Source organism: Prolixibacter sp. DSM 2831 (assembly GCF_056493735.1).
This window is the reverse complement of the sequence record NZ_CM151379.1, coordinates 2,878,943-2,897,705: the sequence shown is the minus strand read 5'-3', so window position 1 is coordinate 2,897,705 and position 18,763 is coordinate 2,878,943. Positions and strand designations below refer to the sequence as shown.

17 protein-coding genes are annotated in these 18,763 nt (G+C 46.3%); 12 read left to right on the top strand and 5 right to left on the bottom strand.

The features are described from left to right. Nucleotides 1-298: 298 nt before the first annotated feature. Nucleotides 299-1,114, top strand: coding sequence for a DUF4382 domain-containing protein (locus AC060N_RS11845; RefSeq protein WP_106542578.1), 816 nt, complete (start codon nucleotides 299-301; stop codon nucleotides 1,112-1,114). 73 nt (nucleotides 1,115-1,187) lie between these two features. Here AC060N_RS11845 and AC060N_RS11840 read toward each other — a convergent pair whose 3' ends face one another. Both AC060N_RS11840 and AC060N_RS11835 read right to left on the bottom strand, forming a co-directional pair. Continuing rightward, the gene (locus AC060N_RS11840; RefSeq protein ID WP_479523980.1) at nucleotides 1,188-2,717 is read right to left on the bottom strand and encodes a GNAT family N-acetyltransferase; all 1,530 of its coding nucleotides are present in this window, start codon (nucleotides 2,715-2,717) and stop codon (nucleotides 1,188-1,190) included. A gap of 186 nt (nucleotides 2,718-2,903) precedes the next feature. Beyond that, complete coding sequence (locus AC060N_RS11835) at nucleotides 2,904-3,329, bottom strand: hypothetical protein (RefSeq protein WP_479523979.1); 426 nt, start codon at nucleotides 3,327-3,329, stop codon at nucleotides 2,904-2,906. Nucleotides 3,330-3,618: 289 nt separating this feature from the next. On the opposite strand from AC060N_RS11835, the gene AC060N_RS11830 reads away from it, so the two are divergent. The 9 genes from AC060N_RS11830 (at nucleotide 3,619) to AC060N_RS11790 (ending at nucleotide 13,001) form a co-directional block, all read left to right on the top strand. Continuing rightward, nucleotides 3,619-4,008, top strand: coding sequence for an HYC_CC_PP family protein (locus tag AC060N_RS11830; RefSeq protein WP_479523978.1), 390 nt, complete (start codon nucleotides 3,619-3,621; stop codon nucleotides 4,006-4,008). Between the two features lie 122 nt (nucleotides 4,009-4,130). Next, nucleotides 4,131-7,964 carry an efflux RND transporter permease subunit gene (locus AC060N_RS11825; protein WP_479523977.1) on the top strand — a complete coding sequence of 1,278 codons (3,834 nt, stop codon included), beginning with the start codon at nucleotides 4,131-4,133 and terminating at the stop codon, nucleotides 7,962-7,964. After that, entirely contained in the window at nucleotides 7,961-9,205 is a 1,245-nt protein-coding gene (locus tag AC060N_RS11820) for a TolC family protein (protein ID WP_479523976.1), read from the top strand. The genes AC060N_RS11825 and AC060N_RS11820 overlap by 4 nt, the downstream gene beginning before the upstream one ends. Before the next feature lie 7 nt (nucleotides 9,206-9,212). Continuing rightward, on the top strand, nucleotides 9,213-11,051 hold the full coding sequence (locus AC060N_RS11815; RefSeq protein ID WP_479523975.1) for an efflux RND transporter periplasmic adaptor subunit: 1,839 nt from the start codon (nucleotides 9,213-9,215) through the stop codon (nucleotides 11,049-11,051). A gap of 38 nt (nucleotides 11,052-11,089) precedes the next feature. Beyond that, nucleotides 11,090-11,431: a P-II family nitrogen regulator gene (locus tag AC060N_RS11810; protein ID WP_479523974.1), complete on the top strand. Its 342-nt coding sequence runs from the start codon at nucleotides 11,090-11,092 to the stop codon at nucleotides 11,429-11,431. A 145-nt stretch (nucleotides 11,432-11,576) separates the two neighbouring features. Then, entirely contained in the window at nucleotides 11,577-11,963 is a 387-nt protein-coding gene (locus AC060N_RS11805; protein WP_479523973.1) for a DUF302 domain-containing protein, read from the top strand. A gap of 64 nt (nucleotides 11,964-12,027) precedes the next feature. After that, nucleotides 12,028-12,291 (top strand): SHOCT domain-containing protein, encoded by a 264-nt coding sequence (locus tag AC060N_RS11800; RefSeq protein WP_479523972.1) that lies wholly within the window; start codon nucleotides 12,028-12,030, stop codon nucleotides 12,289-12,291. Between the two features lie 30 nt (nucleotides 12,292-12,321). After that, on the top strand, nucleotides 12,322-12,684 hold the full coding sequence (locus tag AC060N_RS11795) for a heavy-metal-associated domain-containing protein (protein ID WP_479523971.1): 363 nt from the start codon (nucleotides 12,322-12,324) through the stop codon (nucleotides 12,682-12,684). 77 nt (nucleotides 12,685-12,761) lie between these two features. Further along, nucleotides 12,762-13,001, top strand: coding sequence for an SHOCT domain-containing protein (locus AC060N_RS11790; RefSeq protein WP_153639471.1), 240 nt, complete (start codon nucleotides 12,762-12,764; stop codon nucleotides 12,999-13,001). A 50-nt stretch (nucleotides 13,002-13,051) separates the two neighbouring features. Here the strand turns inward: AC060N_RS11790 and AC060N_RS11785 are convergent, their stop codons facing one another. Continuing rightward, nucleotides 13,052-14,923 carry an ABC-F family ATP-binding cassette domain-containing protein gene (locus tag AC060N_RS11785; RefSeq protein ID WP_479523970.1) on the bottom strand — a complete coding sequence of 624 codons (1,872 nt, stop codon included), beginning with the start codon at nucleotides 14,921-14,923 and terminating at the stop codon, nucleotides 13,052-13,054. Nucleotides 14,924-15,099: 176 nt separating this feature from the next. Between AC060N_RS11785 and nth the strand changes: the two genes are divergently transcribed. Further along, nucleotides 15,100-15,753 (top strand): endonuclease III, encoded by a 654-nt coding sequence (nth, locus tag AC060N_RS11780; protein ID WP_479523969.1) that lies wholly within the window; start codon nucleotides 15,100-15,102, stop codon nucleotides 15,751-15,753. Nucleotides 15,754-15,760: 7 nt separating this feature from the next. Here the strand turns inward: nth and zupT are convergent, their stop codons facing one another. Then, on the bottom strand, nucleotides 15,761-16,588 hold the full coding sequence (gene zupT, locus AC060N_RS11775; protein ID WP_479523968.1) for a zinc transporter ZupT: 828 nt from the start codon (nucleotides 16,586-16,588) through the stop codon (nucleotides 15,761-15,763). A gap of 215 nt (nucleotides 16,589-16,803) precedes the next feature. On the opposite strand from zupT, the gene AC060N_RS11770 reads away from it, so the two are divergent. Next, a complete protein-coding gene (locus AC060N_RS11770) occupies nucleotides 16,804-16,974 on the top strand; it encodes a DUF362 domain-containing protein (protein ID WP_479523967.1) in 171 nt (56 codons plus the stop codon). 71 nt (nucleotides 16,975-17,045) lie between these two features. On the opposite strand, the gene AC060N_RS11765 is transcribed toward AC060N_RS11770, so the two are convergent. Next, nucleotides 17,046-18,641, bottom strand: a complete 1,596-nt coding sequence (locus AC060N_RS11765; protein WP_479523966.1) for a YfcC family protein — start codon at nucleotides 18,639-18,641, stop codon at nucleotides 17,046-17,048. Between the last annotated feature and the right edge of the window lie 122 nt (nucleotides 18,642-18,763).

The following is an 18,763-nucleotide window of genomic DNA, read 5'->3' as shown; positions in this document are numbered from 1 at the left end:
ATCCCTGAAATACGCTCAAATCCAATTCGGGCTGACCTTTATGAGGTCAGCCCTTTTTAACATTAATTAGAGTTTGAACGTTTTAAACTTTTATATTTTTATGCTGTTGTGAAAGAACAAAGGGACCTAAAGACAATAGCATTTTTTATTGAAGATCTTCTTAAGTGAATTTACCTAGATTTTAAGCTGGTGAGATGCAGTTCACCCACCGTTCTGCATTGTTTTAGATTTAATAACCCCATCGGAAATACTTGAAAGTTGGTTTCCGGTGCAAATAAAGATCAAAAACTAAGGAAAGATGAGAAAAATTCAATTCGTAATGGCCATCGCTCTGATGGTTGGAGTAGCTGCATGTAATAACGATAGTAACAATTCAACGCCCGGAGAGGCAACGGTGAAAGTTCACATGACCGATGCACCTGCCGATTTCTCAGAGGTGAATGTGGATGTTCAGGCCATCACGCTGATGCCGGCCGATTCAACGGAAGGAACATCCGAGATCGACCTGGGGGCTCATGCCGGTGTATACAATTTGCTGGAATTGACAAATGGTCTGGATACATTGCTTGCCAATAAAAATATTCCGGCCGGAAAATACAGTCAGATTCGTGTAAAACTCGGAACAGACAACTCGCTGGTGATGAATGGGAATACCTATTCAATGAAAGTTCCCAGTGGCTCGTCCAGTGGTTTGAAGTTACAGCTGAATGCTGATTTCGTCGGAGGAGTGACCTATGATATTTTAATGGATTTTGATGCTGCACGGTCGATTGTAGCGCTCGGGAATGGAGGTTTTAATCTGAAACCAGTCATCCGGGTAAGTACTGAAGCTACTTCAGGCAGCATTAAAGGAATGGTGAACCCTGCCAATACCGAAGGTGTGGTTTATGCCATTTCTCCGAGCATGGATACGCTGTCTACATATGTTGATACTGTATCCGGTAGCTTCATGTTGCGCGGTGTTCCGGCAGATGTGTACACCGTTGAGGTTGATCCTGCTACCGATTCTGGTTTCAGTAAGCAATCAGTAGACAATGTAAAAGTTGTTGAGGGAACACAGACTGACGTTGGTACAATTGATTTGACCACACAGTCATCAGGTACCGCACAATAAGGCTTACACATTTTTGTCTAATATAAAGAGAGGGGAGCAGTCAATGAGCTGCTCCTTTTTTCATGTTCAATATTTACTCGTCGGTAAGATTTAATCCGTACAAGTCGGTGCGACGGTCTTTCAGGTTGCGAACGGCTCCAAAATAGTGCAACTCTTTCAGCAAGTCTAGATCCACGTCGGCAACCAGTATCATTTCCGTATTGGGTGTTGCTTCGGCTTTTATTCCCGTAGTCGGGAAGGGGAAGTCACAGGGCGTGAATACCACCGACTGGGCAAACTGAATGTCCATATTGGAAACCTTTGGCAGGTTGCCTACGCTTCCGGCAATAGCCACATAACACTCATTTTCGATGGCACGTGCCCTGGCACAGTAGCGAACCCGGGAATAGCCGTTTTGTGTGTCCGTCAGAAACGGCACAAACAGGATGTCCATTCCTTGTTGTGCCAGCAGGCGGGGAAGTTCCGGAAATTCGACATCATAGCAAATTAAAATGCCGATACGGCCGGCATCGGTATCGAAAACTTTAACCTGGTTACCACCTGCCAGCCCCCAGAATTTTATTTCATCAGGTGTGACGTGAATCTTTTCATACCTTTCGTAGGTCCCATCTCTCCGGCAGAGGTGCCCGATATTGAGCAACCTGTCATCTTCGTTGATATAAGGCATGCTTCCGGTAACAATATTGACGTTGTAAGCCATGGCTAGCTGAAGGAAGCGGTCGCGTATTTCATCCGTGTACTGTGCCAGTTCCCGGATAGCTTTCGACTCGACCAAGTCGTTGTATTTCGCCATTAAGGGCGCATTAAAGAATTCCGGGAAGAGGGCGAAGTCGCTTTTGTAGCCCGAAACCGCATCGACGAAGAATTCCACCTGTTCGAATAGTTCATCCAATGTACGGTAAGAGCGCATTTGCCACTGCACCAAACCCAGTCTGACAACCGATTTGGTAGCAGAAAGCTTGGGTGATTTTTTTTCGTAGTAAATATTGTCCCACTGCAGCAATACCGCGTATTCTTTCGATTCCCGGTCGCCCGGAAGGTACCCCTTCAATACTTTCTTTACATGAAAATCATTCGCCAGCTGGAATGTAAGTGTTGGATCGTATAGTTCCTTGAATTTTACTTTCTGGATGAATTCTTTGGGCGTCATTTCCGTTGCGTGCTTATGATAGTTGGGAATACGTCCGCCAAAAACAATGGCCTCCAGGTTCAGGTTTTCGCAAAGTTCTTTTCGTGCGTCATAAAGTCTTCTTCCCAGGCGCATTCCTCTGAATTCAGGACGGATGAACACGTCGATACCGTACAGAACATTTCCTTTCCGCGTATGCGTATTAAAGCTGTACTTTCCTGTGATTTCCTCGTACGTATGGTTATCGCCAAAGTGCGAATATTGCACAATGATGGAAAGAGCACATCCGACTACTACATCGTCGACAACGATTGCCAGTTGCCCTTCCGGGAAAATTTGCAGCAGTTTCTGAAAATGATTCTCTTTCCAGTAGGCACCGGGCCAGTTGGGATAAGCATCAATCATCGATTTTTTCAGTTCTTCGTAATCATCGCTATTCAGCGTCCTCAATTCAATTGTATTGATTGTGCTCATAAGTTGTAATTGTTGAGTTTTCAAGTTATATACGAAAGTGGGATGACTCACGGCAAGGTTGGGAAAGGTGTTGTCGGCCGTCTGTTTTCATCCGAAAGAGAAATGAATTCTCAATATTATGTAACAATAATATCGAGGTGAAGTTCATCGCCAGCCTCTTGCTGTGTAGTAAATTAGCTTCGGAAATTAGTTCTGTTCGGAATGGTTGTAGTTGGGAAAGCGGTTTTGATGACGCCTTCTGTGGTAGATGTACCATTTGATGAAACTGAAGACAAGCAGAAAAAGGGAAAGAGTGCCCAAAACGATAATTCCTTTGAAGGGGATGGGAAGATGTCCGAAAATCAACCATAAACTCAGTATAACACCAGCACTGAAATTAATGGCAAGCGAACCTCGAAAACCAAGTCCCGGAGAAGCTTCTTTTTGCTTCCTTCTTGCTTCTATTATTAGTGATATGGAGATACCGAGCAGAACAGCGCCCAGTAAATTAGGGTAAAACCGTGAGTAAGCGCCCGGAATTCCTGTGAACTCCCATACTTCGGGGCTAAATAACAACAGAGCAATTCCAAGTAATCCGTCGATTACAGCATCAACGATTAAGAAAGCACGCATACGCATGGTGACAGGTTTAGGTTTTGATTGATTCTTAAATGGCAACTCCGGAGAAATAAGTTACGAAATTTCTGGCGATATATTATGGTTGATTATTTTTCGGTTGATCTATTCTGAGAAAGCCGGATAGGCCGTTAACACTTTTAATATTTTTTAGCTTTTTATTTAAGTGGCATATAGTTAATGTTTTAATGAGAAGTGGATAAGGTGAAAACGGCACTTTAAACATTTTATAACATTTAGCTGTTTTTGTTTTCTGAGTGGAATCCATAGATTTGTTCCATCTAATATGATTCGAAAAACCGGACATATCCTTACAGCCCTGATACTTTTAGCTTCTACCATCGGGGTAACGATCAACAAACACTATTCGAATGGTCAGTTGTTTGATGTGTCCGTTTATACTGCTGCGCAGTCATGCTGCTCTCCGGGACATCATATGGATGGTTGCCACGATACACACGAGCATTACCAGGTAGTTAATGATTTTCTGGCATCGAATTTCGATAACGATTTTCAGGCTCCGGTAATGAATTTTATCGCTCCGGTAATGGTGGTTTCCGATTTCGAACTTCCTGTTATCGCCGAAGGTAATACTTCCTTTTATACTCACCGATACAGACTCCCCGCTTACGATGCAGGGGATAGGTGTGCCCTTATGCAAGTATTTCTCTGTTGATTTATTGTGTTGAAAAACAATAATGTATGTTGATTTTAAGTTTTGTCAGTACCCTGACGAAACTAATCGGACGTACTTCTTCAATATTATAAATCGATTATTGACTGCTTAATCAAAAGAGCATGCTAAATAAGATCATTCGTTTTTTCTTAGAGAACAAACTGGTCACATTTCTGGCGCTTCTGGTATTTGTTGCGTGGGGAATTGTTTCGGCACCTTTCCAGTGGGACACAGGATTTTTGCCCCGCGATCCGGTGCCGGTCGATGCGATTCCCGATTTGGGAGAGAACCAGCAGATTGTTTACACCGAGTGGCCGGGGCGTTCGCCTCAGGATGTAGAGGACCAGATAACCTATCCGCTAACGACATCCTTGCTGGGAATACCCGGAGTAAAGACTATCCGGAGTAACTCCATCTTCGGCCTTTCGAGCATCTATATCATTTTCGATGATGATGTCGATTTTTACTGGAGCCGTACCCGGATACTGGAAAAGTTGAACTCGCTTCCGGCGGGAACGCTTCCGGATAATGTGACACCCTCTTTGGGGCCTGACGCTACGGCATTGGGACAGGTGTACTGGTATACTTTGGAAGGCCGCGATAAACATGGTAACCCGGCCGGAGGCTGGGACCCGCAAGAGTTGAGGACGATTCAGGATTATTTCGTTCGGTATGGGTTAATGTCGGCGAAAGGAGTTTCTGAGGTGTCCTCCATCGGCGGCTTTGTGAAAGAGTACCAGGTGGATATCGATCCGGACGCCATGAAGGCGAACCATGTGAATGTAGCGCAGATTATGTCTGCCGTTAAAAAGAGCAACCTGGATATCGGCGCCCGAACCCTGGAGTACAACAAGGCAGAATATATGATTCGTGCGCTTGGGTACATCAAGAATATTCATGATTTGGAGCAGAGCGTTGTGGCTGTTCACAACAATGTTCCTATCCGGATAAAAGATGTTGCTCACGTTACTTTTGGACCGGCGACGCGGCGAGGTGGTTTGGACAAAGACGGCGCCGAAGCAGTGGGAGGTGTAGTGGTTGCCCGTTATGGCTCCAATCCGCTGCAAACCATCAACAATGTAAAAGGGAAAATTAAAGAAATATCCCCCGGACTTCCGTCGAAAACACTGAAAGACGGAACGGTTTCGAAAGTGACTATCGTGCCGTTTTACGACCGGACCGGGCTGATTAAAGAAACGTTGGGAACGCTGGAGTCGGCATTGTCGCACGAAATTCTCATTAGTATTATCGTGGTGATTGTGCTGGTGCTGAACCTCCGGGCGTCGTTCCTGATATCAAGTTTGTTGCCGATTGGAGTGCTCATCACATTCATTGTGATGCGGCAGTTTGGTGTGGATGCCAACATTGTTGCTCTCTCAGGTATTGCCATTGCCATCGGTGTCATGGTTGATGTGGGGATTGTGTTCACGGAGAACATCGTCAGGCACCTCGAAATGCCTGAGAACCGTGGTGCCCGTGGACACGACCTGTTGAATGTCATCTACAATGCGACCATCGAAGTGGCTTCGGCGATTATTACCGCACTGGCAACCACGGTGGTGAGTTTCTTACCGGTCTTCGCTATGCAGGCCGCCGAAGGAAAACTCTTCAAACCGCTGGCATTTACCAAAACATTTGCGTTGCTGGCCTCACTGGGAATTGGAATTATCCTGATTCCAGCCATGGCACATATCCTGTTCGGCATTCGTTTCGATAAAAAACGGACCAGCCGGGTGTGGTATTCAGCGTTGATAGCTGCTGGTATTTTATTTCCGATTATCTATCATTCGTGGGTAGCATTGGCATTGCTGGCTTTCGGAGTAAATGGTTTATTGGAATACCGTTGGCCGGAAGACAAGCGCAAGTACGTTACGTGGATTAACATCGCGATAGCGGTTGTGATTGTGGTTTACTACCTGTCGTCCGAATGGATGCCACTGGGAGCAGAGAACAGTCTGTTCGTGAATTTCCTTTTTGTATCCATTATTGTCGGTGCCGTACTGGGAACGCTGATGACCATCGTTCATTACTATTCCTATATACTGAAATGGTGTCTGGCGAACAAGTGGAAATTCCTGAGCATACCAATCACTCTGGTTTTGTTGGGGATTGTTATCTGGCAGGGATTCGATAAAACGTTCTCATTTATTCCGGCTACGATGAATAAAGTCGGGTGGAATATCCGGACGACGAGTCTCTGGACTTCGCTGGATAAGTCGTTCCCCGGAATCGGGAAAGAGTTTATGCCGTCGCTGGACGAAGGTTCTTTCCTGCTGATGCCGACCACGATGCCGCACTCCGGTGTTCAGGAGAACATCGATGTGATTCGGCAAGTCGATAAAAGTGTGAACGCTATTCCGGAAGTAGAGAATGTAGTAGGTAAATGGGGACGCGTGAATTCGGCGCTCGACCCGGCTCCGATTTCGATGTTTGAGAATGTGATCAATTACCGTCCGGAGTATATCCTTGATGAAAACGGTCATCGCATGCGTTTTAAAGTGAATGATGATGACGCGTTTATGCTCAAAGACGGTTCGACATACAATCCAAAGAAAGACGGCTATCGTCAGATTGATAAGAGTCAACTGATAGAAGACGACAATGGCGAATACTTCCGTCAGTGGCGCAACAGCATCAAATCGCCTGACGATATTTGGAAAGCCATTGTGAAAGCATCTTCCGTACCCGGACTGACTTCCGCTCCTAAGTTGCAGCCCATTCAGACGCGACTGGTGATGTTGCAGACTGGTATGCGGGCGCCAATGGGAATTAAAGTGTTTGGCCCTGATTTGAAAACCATCCAGAATGTTGGTTTCGAACTGGAGAAATTTCTGAAAGAGGTTCCCGGCATCAAACCGCAGTCCGTGTTTGCCGACCGGGTGGTAGGTAAACCGTATCTGGAGATCAAGATTGACCGCGATGCCATTGCCCGTTACGGGTTGACCATTCAGGATATGCAAACCTATATTTCCGGTGCAATTGGCGGAATGAAGCTGACGACGACGGTGGAAGGCCGCGAGCGTTTTCCTGTTCGGGTACGCTATGCCCGTGAGTACCGCGACAACCCGAATGATTTGAAGAATGTGCTCATTCCGACACCGACCGGTGTTCAGGTTCCGATGAGCGAACTGGCGAAAATTAAATACACACGCGGTCCGCAGATGATTAAGAGCGAAAACACCTTCCTGGTAGGCTATGTGATTTTCGATAAAAAGCCGGGACATGCCGAGGTGGATGTAGTAGAGAACGCGCAGAAGTTCCTGCAAAAGAAAATTGCCGATGGCGAATTCAAAGTACCGGCCGGTGTGAGTTACAAGTTCACCGGTAACTACGAAAACCAGGTGAGGGCAACCAAACGCCTGATGCTGGTAGTACCTATTTCGCTGTTGCTGATTTTCCTGATTCTCTTCTTCCAGTTCCGTTCGGTGACTACCTCATCGATGGTCTTCAGCGGTATTTTCGTTGCCTTTGCCGGAGGTTTCCTGATGTTGTGGCTCTATGGCCAGCCGTGGTTCATGAACTTCAGTGTAGCGGGAATCAACATGCGCGGCCTCTTCCAGATGCACACCATCAACCTGAGTGTGGCGGTCTGGGTCGGATTTATCGCCCTGTTCGGTATTGCCACCGACGATGGGGTGATTATGGGAACATACCTGACACAGGTTTTTGCCAAAGAGAAACCGGAGACCATTGCACAAGTGCGCGAATCGGTACTGCATGCTGGTCGAAAAAGGGTTCGTCCCGCGATGATGACTGCAGCTACCGCGATTATTGCCCTGATTCCGGTGCTTACTTCTACCGGAAAAGGTTCCGATATCATGGTTCCGATGGCGATTCCCACATTTGGTGGAATGCTCATCCAGCTGATGACCATGTTCGTGGTTCCGGTTCTGTATAGTATGTGGCAGGAGAAAAAGGTGAAGAAAGCCCTCAAACAAAAATCGATTGAATCATGAAGCGATTAATATATATCATCCCGTTGGTGTTCGTTGTGGTTCTGCTTTCGCAGGAAAAAGTTTTGGCGCAGGAAGCGCTGAACAACTACCTGGTGCAGGCAGCAGAAAATAACCCGGGATTAAAAGCCAAATTCAATGACTACCGCGCATCACTGCAGAAAGTGCCGCAGGTAGGAACATTGCCCGATCCACAGGTCATGTTTGGTTACTTTATTCAACCGGTGGAAACCCGGCTGGGACCGCAAAAAGCGAAGATTTCAGCCACGCAGATGTTTCCCTGGTTTGGAACGCTGAAGGCCCGCGAGAATGTAGCCACCAACATGGCGCAAACGAAATACGAAGCCTTTGAAGATGCTAAGTCGAAGTTGTTCTACGACTTGCGATCCAATTACTTCAATCTCTATTTCACCGGAAGGTCGATTGCGATTACGAAGGGAAACCTGAAGTTGTTGCAATCCTTCAGGAAACTGGCGTTGGTGAAAATCGAGGCCGGTATGGCTTCCACGGTAGATGAATATCGCCTGCAAATGGAAATTGGTGAGCTGGAAAATCAGCTGGCTTATTTGAATGACAATTACCAGACGCAGCAAGTGGCCTTTAATAACCGGTTGAATCGTGATCGTCATGCAACGGTGGAGATTCCGGATACCCTATGGGTGAAAGATTTGCCACTGGATATGCAGCAAATTGCCGATAGTGTAAGCTTGAAAAACCATCAGGTTAAGCGACTGGACAACTTGATGGCAGCTTACCAGGCCGAGCAGGAAGCAGCCCGCAAAGCTGGCAGCCCGAAATTTTCTATCGGGTTCAACTACATTTTCGTAGGAAAAGGTTCGATGACCAGCGCGGATGCCGGTAAAGACGCATTTTTCCCTTCGGTTGGAATTACCATTCCGCTATACCGGAGAAAGTATCAGGCAATGATTCAGGAAGCGCAGTTCAAGGAAGAAGCCGCGACCAACCAGAAACTGGACAAGGTGAATACTTTGAACAGTGTTTTGGAACGAGCCTACCGCGATTACCAGGATGCTGTTCGCCGGGTGGCACTTTTCCGTAGCCAGCTTAGTTTGGCGCATCGCTCGCTGAACATTCTCGAATCGTCGTATTCAACCGACGGAAAAAACTTCGAGGAGGTATTGCGGATGGAGCGTAAGGTGTTGAAGTACGCACTGGAACTGGATAAGGCACGGGCCGACCGGAACGCTTCAGTCGCTTTTATCGATTACTTAATGGGTAAATAAACAGACAATGAAATTCGAAATGAAAAAATATATCAGCCTGTCGAAAAAAGAGTGGTACCGCATCGGTATCGCGGTCGTAGCCGGATTGCTGGTGGGATGGTTGTTTTTCCACGGAAGTGGAAATAACGCGACCGAACCGGCCAACCATCATCATGAGCAGGCAGAGGCCGGAACTAAAAAAGCCACCATCTGGACCTGCTCCATGCACCCACAGATCCGTCAGGATCATCCCGGGAAATGTCCTATTTGTGGCATGGATTTGATTCCACTAACGGATCTGAAAGCAACAGAATCGGCTTCAGCGGATGAAATTCCGATGACGGAAGCAGCCATGAAACTGGCCGATGTTCAAACCCTGACGGTACAGGAAGGGTATCCGGCCAAAGAAGTTCGCTTGCTGGGACGTGTAAAACCCGACGAAAGAAACATTGCAGAGCTGACGGCTCGTTATGGAGGACGCATTGACAAGCTGTTTGTGAACTTCACCGGGCAACATGTGCGAAAAGGAGAGAAGCTGGCGCTGATTTATTCGCCTGAGCTGATTACGGCACAGAAAGAGCTGCTGGAAGCAATTCAGTACAAGAATACCAATCCGGATTTGTACCGGGCCGCCCGAAATAAACTGAAGTTGTGGAATTTGACCGATGCACAAATCAACAGCATCGAGCAGAAGGGCACGATTCAGGAAGATTTCGAGGTGCTGTCACCGATTTCGGGGACGGTGACCAAACGACAGGTGTCGCTTGGCGATTATGTGAAAACCGGGGCCAGCCTGTTCGAAGTCATCAACCTGACGGACGTGTGGGTTATGTTCGATGCGTATGAAACCGATTTGCCGTGGTTGCGCAACAACGACAAAGTGCAGTTCACGGTGTCGTCCCTTCCGGGAGAAACCTTCCATGGAAAGGTGACTTACATCGATCCGTTTATCGATGCCAAAACACGTGTAGCACATGTTCGGGTTGAGGTGCACAATCCTCACCTGGAGTTGAAGCCTGAAATGTTTGCCAACGGCATTGTCACGTCACAACGGGCTGAAGACGGAAAAGTGTTGCTGATTCCGCAAACAGCAGTATTATGGACAGGCAAACGCTCCATTGTGTATGTGAAAGTGCCCAACCGCGAAGAGCCGACTTTCAAAATGCGGGAAATCACTTTAGGTCCCGAATCGGGTGACAATTATGTGGTGGCTGACGGCTTGAAAGAAGGAGAGGAGATTGCCGTGAACGGCGTCTTTAAAATCGATGCATCGGCGCAGTTGGCCGGTAAACCCAGCATGATGAATCCCAAAGGCGGCGAATCCGGTGCGGGAAGTATGCCCGGAATGGATATGGGCGGAAGTAAGTCATCTTCTTCCGCGAAAGCGAAAACGGCTGAAAAAACATCCGACGCGAAGGTTTCCGAAGCATTTCAGCAACAGCTTACCAATGTGTACAAGGCTTATTTGAAGATGAAAAATGCTTTCGTCGCCAAGCAGTTCGACAAAGTACAGACCGATGCCAAAGCTGTTCAGGCAGCATTGGGAAAAGTCGATATGGAAGAGCTGAAAGGAGACAACCACCTGGCGTGGATGAAGCAGCTGAATGTGATGAAGCCCAACATTGCCACGATTACGTCTACGGCAAAACCGGATGAGCAGAAAGCGGCTTTTGCAAACTTTAACAAAGCTTTCTACGAAAGTGTGAAACGCTTCGGCCTGACAGGCGTAACTACTTATTACCAGTTCTGCCCGATGGCACTCAATAACAAGGGAGCTTTTTGGTTGAGCGAGTCGTCAGATATCCGCAACCCGTATTTTGGTTCGGACATGTTGACCTGCGGCGAAACCCGCGACACTATTAAATAATGTTTTGGTATTCATTGTCAAAGTAAAAGCACGAAATTATGAGACTTATCAAAGCATATATTCGTTACCGGAAAATGGAAGAAGTGTATGATGCCCTGGAGAGGAACGGTTTCCACAGCATGACGATGATGGAGTGCGAAGGGACCGGTCAATACGCCGACCAGGAGCATGAACATATCAGCAGTAAGTATCCTTTTGCGGAAGCCTATCGTGTGGTGAAACTCGAAATTCTGGTCGAAAAAGAACGCGTACCGGAACTGGTGGAACTTATCCGAAAAAATGCCCGGACCGGTTACCGGGGAGATGGAATGGTGATTGTTTCGCCGGTAGAAGAGGTATACAAAGTGAGAACCGATGAAAACGGAATCTCGGCGATATAATAACCAGGTCGCAGGACCTGAAATGCAAATACTAAAGTGTGTTAATTCCTAAAATGATATAAAACATTCGATGAATTGTGTAACACACTAACAACAAGTGGTTAATATCTTTATGATGTAAAGTTGAAATAAAAACAGGCACCAAATGAAGTACTACATCGACAAAAAACTAAACGGCAGCTTCGACGAAGTAATCGGTCAGGTTACCGAAGCTTTGCAGAAAGAAGGTTTTGGTGTGTTGACGGAGATTGATATTCAGCAAAAGCTAAAAGAAAAAGTGGATATCGATTTCAGGAAGTACAAGATTCTGGGCGCCTGTAATCCGCCTTATGCGTACCAGGCGCTGGCATCCGAAGACAAAATCGGGACGATGCTTCCCTGCAACGTGGTTGTTCAGGAACTGGAAAGCGGGGAAATCGAAGTGGCAGCCGTTAATCCGGTGGCTTCGATGCAGGCGGTTGAGAACGACGATTTGTTCTGTATTTCAACGGAGATTTTAAGAAAACTGGAACGGGTGATCGCTTCGCTTTAGGAAAGTTTTCTTCAAGATAATGACATCATAGAAGTTATTAACGAATAAGAAATGGAGGTTTATCATGATGCACGGATTTGGAAATATGTACGGAATGGGCTTTGGAATGGGCTGGGGCTGGATCATCGGCCTGTTGTTCATCATTGGCCTTGTTTGGCTGTTCATCCGGGCAACCGGAACACATCAGCCTTATCATTACCCTCATCATCATCATTCTCCCGCTGCCTCACAGGATATAAAATCACCGGTTGATATTCTGAAGGAGCGTTATGCACGCGGCGAGATTGACAGAGAAGAGTTTGAACAAAAGAAGAAAGACTTACAATAATTAACTAGTTATTTATTTAAAAGCAGACACATGAAGAAAGCAGTTGTAACGTTGATTTTTGGAATTTTAATGATGGGTGCGCAGTCTTTATTGGCTGACAACGCACAGAAGACGGAAACATTTAAGGTTTACGGGAAATGTGGTTCCTGTAAAGCCCGCATCGAAGGCGCAGCAAAGAGCGTCGACGGGGTAGCGAAAGCCGACTGGAACATGAAAACAGAGATGCTGGCAGTGACTTACAATCCTTCGAAAACCAATGAGAAGAGCATCAGTAAAGCCATTGCCAAAGTGGGACACGATACTCAGTTCGATAAGGCTGACGATGCAACTTACGACAACCTTCCGGGTTGTTGCAAGTACGATAGGGCCACGTATCCCGATAAGAAAAATTAACTTTTTTCATATGAAATACCCGGGGTTGCTCCCGGGTATTTTTGTAAGTTTACTAGAGAAACTTAAACGATATGGTTATGAACGATTGTTTTCAGTTTGGCTGGGGCTGGGGATGGCCCTTTGGATGGCTCATTTGGTTTGCCTTTATTATTCTGGTCGTTTTATTTATCGTGCGTTTAACACGTGGTCCGGTTTCGCAACCGCCAAGAGATGTTGGTCACGACGCAGCCATGACGATCCTTAAAGAGCGTTATGCCCGCGGTGAAATTTCACGCGAAGAATACCTGGAGAGAAAGAAAACGCTGGAAGGAAACTAACCGGTGAATTTCTTTTCCCGCTAAGCGGAAGAACAGATGAAGATAAACGTTTAGGCCAGCTCACTGAGTTCGAGCCAGCGCATCTCTTTTTCGTCCAGCAAGTCTTGCAGTTCACCGTGCCGGTTGGATTGTTCGACCAGTTCTTCTGGTGACAAGTTGCCTGCATTCATCGCCTCTTCGATGGATGCTTTTTCTTTTTCCAGCTCAGCAATCTCCGTTTCCAGCTGTTCGAATTCTATCTTTTCCTTGTAGGTGAGTTTGCGCGGTTTCGGCTTGTCTGGTTTTGCCGGTTCCGCTTTTTCAGCTTTCTCCTGTTTTTCCTGTTTGCGTTCCAGCTTATCCTGTTCTTCTTTCCAGTCGCGGTAGTCGCTGTAATTTCCCGGGAAATCTTTGATTTGGCCTTCGCCCCGGAAAACGAACAGGTGGTCGACAATCTTGTCCATGAAGAACCGGTCGTGCGAGACGATAATCACGCATCCGCTGAAGCTTTTTAGGTAATCCTCGAGCACGTTGAGCGTCATGATGTCGAGGTCGTTGGTCGGCTCATCCAGAATCAGGAAGTTGGGATTTTGAATCAGGACAGTACATAGATACAACCGCCTTTTCTCACCTCCCGACAATTTCTCCACGTACGAGTATTGCACTTCCGGTGGAAAGAGGAACATGTTCAGAAACTGTGCAGCCGTCATCACCTGTCCGTTGCCCAGGTCAATCACTTCTGCAATATCTTTCACAATATCCAGTACCCTGTCTTCAGGCTTGAAGTTGATGCCATCCTGCCGGTAGTATCCGAATTTAATGGTTTCACCTACATCGATGGTTCCGCTGTCGGCGGGAATAGCACCCGTCATCAGATTCAGGAAGGTACTTTTGCCGGTTCCGTTTTCCCCGACGATTCCTACTTTTTCGTAACGGCTGAATTTATACGAGAAATCCTCCAAAATCCGGATGTCGCCAAAGCTTTTGGAGAGATGTTCCACTTCCAGTATTTTCTTTCCTAACCGGGCGCCTTGCACATTCAGCTCTACGGTTTCTTCTGAACGTCCTTGCGAGGCTTTTTCCTGCAACTTGTATGCATTCTCTATCCGGTATTTGGCTTTGTGGCCACGGGCCTGTGGCATTCGCCGAAGCCATTCCAGTTCGGTGCGGTACAGGTTCTTGGCTTTCTCTACTTCAGCTGTTTGTTGCTGAATTCTTTCTTCGCGTTTGGTGAGATAATACGAGTAATTCCCCTTGTAACGATAAATGGTTTGGTCATCCAGTTCCAGAATTTCGTCGCACACTCTGTCGAGGAAATAACGGTCGTGCGTTACCATGAAAAGCGTTGATTTAGCTTTCCCAAGATACTTCTCCAACCATTCAATCATGTCCAGGTCGAGGTGGTTGGTGGGCTCGTCAAGAATGAGAAAGTCGGGTTCGGTAATCAAAACGTTGGCCAGTGCCACCCGTTTCTGCTGTCCTCCGGAAAGTTGGCTGATGCGCTGATTGAAATTGGTAATTTTCAGACGCGTCAGGATTTGTTTGATACGCACTTCAAAATCCCAGGCATTCAGCCGGTTCATTTTCTCCATGGCTTCCGCCAGCTTTTCGGTATCCTGACTTTCAACAGCCATTTCATACAGCCGGATGGTTTCCACCAGTTCGTCCGACGATTTAAATGCGGCCTGCATCACGGTATCGTTCGGGTCCAAATCGGGTGTTTGCCGGAGGTAACCTACGCGAATGTCGCTGGCAATGGAAATGCTGCCTTCGCTGGGCGAGTTGATGTTGTAAATCAAATCCATCAGCGTCGATTTTCCCGTACCGTTTTTGGCAATCAGGGCTACCTTTTGCCCTTCTGAAATGGTGAAGTTGATATTCTCGAAGAGGGCGAGTTCGCCCCAGTATTTTGTCAGATTTTCAACCTGAAGATATGGCTTCATGCAATCCCTGTTTTAGCCCTCAAAAATAGCAGGAATTACATGAAAAACCACAAATGTTTGGTCTTATCACATTAGCGTGAAAATCAAGTACGGCTGAACAAATTCCCGTTGTTTTCAGTTGGAATGACGATTTACATAAACGAAACCATTAATTTTACCGCAAACGAAATTAACCCATGCAGAAAAAAGAACGCTTTGCCCACGTTATCGAGTGGTTCCAAAAGGAGATGCCCATTGCTGAAACCGAGCTGGAATACACCAACCCGTATGAATTGCTGGTAGCCGTCATTCTTTCGGCTCAATGCACCGATAAGCGGGTAAACCAGCTAACACCGGAACTGCTGCAACGATTTCCTACGCCGGAAAAACTGGCCGAAGTGGAGCCGGGTGAAGTGTTCGAATACATCCGTTCGTGTTCCTATCCGAATAATAAAGCCAAACATTTGGTGGGGATGGCGAAAATGCTGGTGGAAAAGTTCAACAGCGAAATCCCGGATACGGTAGAAGAGTTAATCAAGCTGCCGGGTGTAGGTCGGAAAACGGCTAACGTAATTGCGTCAGTGGTGTACAACAAACCAGCGATGGCGGTTGACACGCATGTTTTTCGGGTTGCGGCCCGTCTGGGATTGAGTACAAACGCTAAAACGCCGCTGGAAACGGAAAAGCAGCTGATAAAATATATTCCCGAAGATTTGATCGCCACCGCACATCACTGGCTGATTTTGCATGGACGATACATTTGTCTGGCGCGCAAACCCAAGTGCGAGAAGTGCGGATTGACGTCTTACTGCAAATATTACCAGCAACAGATGAAAAAGAAAGAAGCATAGTTTCTTTTCACGAAAGTATCATCAGGCTGAGCGCCATTACGGCCATTCCGCCAATGAGACCGTAAACCGAAAGGTGATGTTCTCCGTATTCTTCGGCCGATGGAAGCAATTCATCGAAGGAGATGAAAATCATGATTCCGGCGACACCGGCCAAAATATAGGCGAAAATCAAGTCCATATTTTCCGGTGTAACAAACGGCATAATCAAGAGGTATCCCAGCAACGCACCTACCGGTTCAGATATTCCCGACAGAAAAGAGAGCCAGAACGCTTTTCTCCGGTTTCCGGTGGCATAATATACCGGAACCGAAACAGCAATTCCTTCCGGGATGTTGTGAATCGCAATAGCAATCGCGATGGCTATTCCAATGGATGGATCTTCGAGTGCTGACGCAAATGTGGCCAGGCCTTCCGGGAAATTGTGGATTCCAACAGCAAGTGCAGTCATGATACCCATCCGGTAAAGTTTCCGAAAAGCGATGGCTTTACTCTTGTCGTCCATATCTTCTACAGCTTTCAGTTCGTGGGGGTTTTCGAAGCTGGGAATGAATTTGTCGATGAGGGTAATCAGTAGCATGCCACCAAAGAAGGCCAGGAGCGAATACCAGTGCCCCCGCAACTTACCGAGCTTACCAATCAGGATTTCCTGGGCGTGCGGGAAAATCTCCATGAAGGAAATGTAAATCATCACACCCGCCGAGAAACCGAGAGCCACGCTCAATAGTTTGGTGTTGGTGCGCTTGGTAAAAAAGGCGATTGCACTACCAATTCCAGTTGACAAACCGGCAAAAAGCGTAAGCAGAAAAGCGGTTAGAATATTCCCGGATATTTCCATTTGTTGGTTTTAGCTTAAGTTGAGTATAGGTCGTATTTCCGAAATCTAAAACGAAAATAATAAAACCAGCTGAAAGTAACGGCTTTCTGCCGTTTTTGGAATGATTATAAAATTCCCCAAAAAATGTTATTAACACATCTAGAGAATTTGTTTTTTAGTCAAACTTTGTACATTTGCTCCTGTTAAAATGTTATCAATAAAAACCCATTTAAGTTATGGCTTACGTTATCAATGACGAATGTATTGCTTGCGGAACTTGTATTGACGAATGTCCGGTAGAAGCGATTAGTGAAGGTGAAATCTATAAAATTGACCCGGAACTTTGCACAGATTGTGGTTCTTGCGCAGAGGTTTGTCCTACTGAAGCTATTTCTCCAGCAGAGTAATCTCGGACAAGAATAAAAGAAAAAGCCTGTCCCAATTTGGGACGGGCTTTTTCTTTTGGTAAATTTTTCTATCAGAATCCGTTCAGTTTCATGGTCACGGTCGGGATAAGCAACAGGAATCCGATAAGAATCAGAATGGCCATTAAAGGCGCAATCCATCTCACCCATTTCTCGTAAGGGATTTTCGCCACTCCCAATACAGCAATCAGAATTCCGGAAGTAGGAGTAATCATGTTGGTAAATCCGTCGCCAAACTGAAAAGCCATAACCGTGGCCTGCCGGGAAACGCCAATCAGGTCGGAAAACTGCGACATCATTGGCATGGTTAAAGCTGCTTTGCCCGAGCCCGATGGAATAATGATATTCAGCATGGTTTGAAAGATGTACATCATGCCAACAGAAGCAACTTTGCCCAGATTGCTCATCGATTCAGCAATGTAGTGGAGCAATGTGTCGATAATATGACCATCGTTTAGAATAACAATAATACCTCCGGCAAGTCCAACGACCATGGCCGCTGACAAAATATCTTTCGAACCTTCGATGAAGAGTTTGGTAATTTCGTTGCCGTTTTTTCCGGTTGCTAATCCGGAGGCAATTCCCAATCCCAGAAAAATGGTTGCAATTTCCATCACATACCAGTCGTAGCCCATAACACCGATAATCAGGAATACAATAGTGAACAGCAGGAGCGTGAGAATGAAATAATGCACGGTCTTCCTCAGGCTGAGGATTCCTGTTACCAGGAAGGCGAAGGTCGCGATCGGAATAGCCGGCATGGGATATTTACTGTTTCCAATATTCAGTTCGGTCATGGGATAGCGGAAAGCGGTGTATATCATGATGACTGAAAGCAAGCCAAAAACCCACCAGGCAATTTTTGGTGTGTGGAATTTCAGGTTTTCAATGTGCGCGTTTCCTCTTTCACGCCAGTAAGCATCATCTTCATATACGGGCGACTTTGTTGGATTTCTCTTGATTTTTCTCGCGTAACGGATGATGAAAATGAACCCAACCAGGTTAATCACTACCCAGCTGAATAGCCGGAATTCAATACCGGAAAACAGCGGAAGATTAGAAAGTCCCTGTGCAATTCCAATGGTAAACGGGTTGAGAATGGCACCGGCAAATCCAAGCCCTGCCGCCACGAAGCAAAGCGATACCCCGACAATGGAGTCATATCCCATGGAAATGGAAAGCGGCACGAAGATGATGATAAATGCAATGGTTTCTTCGCTCATGCCGAAAACAGCTCCAAATACCGAAAACATCAGCATGATTAAAACGAAGATGAGATTATCGATGCCGATCTTTCGTAACCAGCGGTGGTGTTCCAGGTTGCGGGCAAACAGGAGAAAGGAGTAAATCCCCATGTCGATAGCTTTACTTTCGTTGACAATCCAGAATGCACCGCCGATAATTAATATGAAGACGATGATGTTGGAGGTATTCTCAAACCCCTTGAAAAATGCTGAAAATACCTGCCAGGTTTGCGGCGTTTTATCGACATAGTGGAAGGAGCTGCTATCGATGACTTCCCTTTCTACGTGGTTAACCGTAATGGTTTCTCTGGCGAATTCACCTCCCGGAAGAATCCACGTAAGTGCAGCCGAAAAGAGAATAATTAGGAAAATAATGACATAGGTATGTGGTACTTTTCTTATCATAAGCAATTAGTTTAGCGGTTGTCAAAAATAAGCAATTGAGTGCTAATTCAGGACCATATATTTAAATTGAGATGTAACTATATTGATAATTAATGTTTTGGTTGTAATTAGTTTCACGTTAG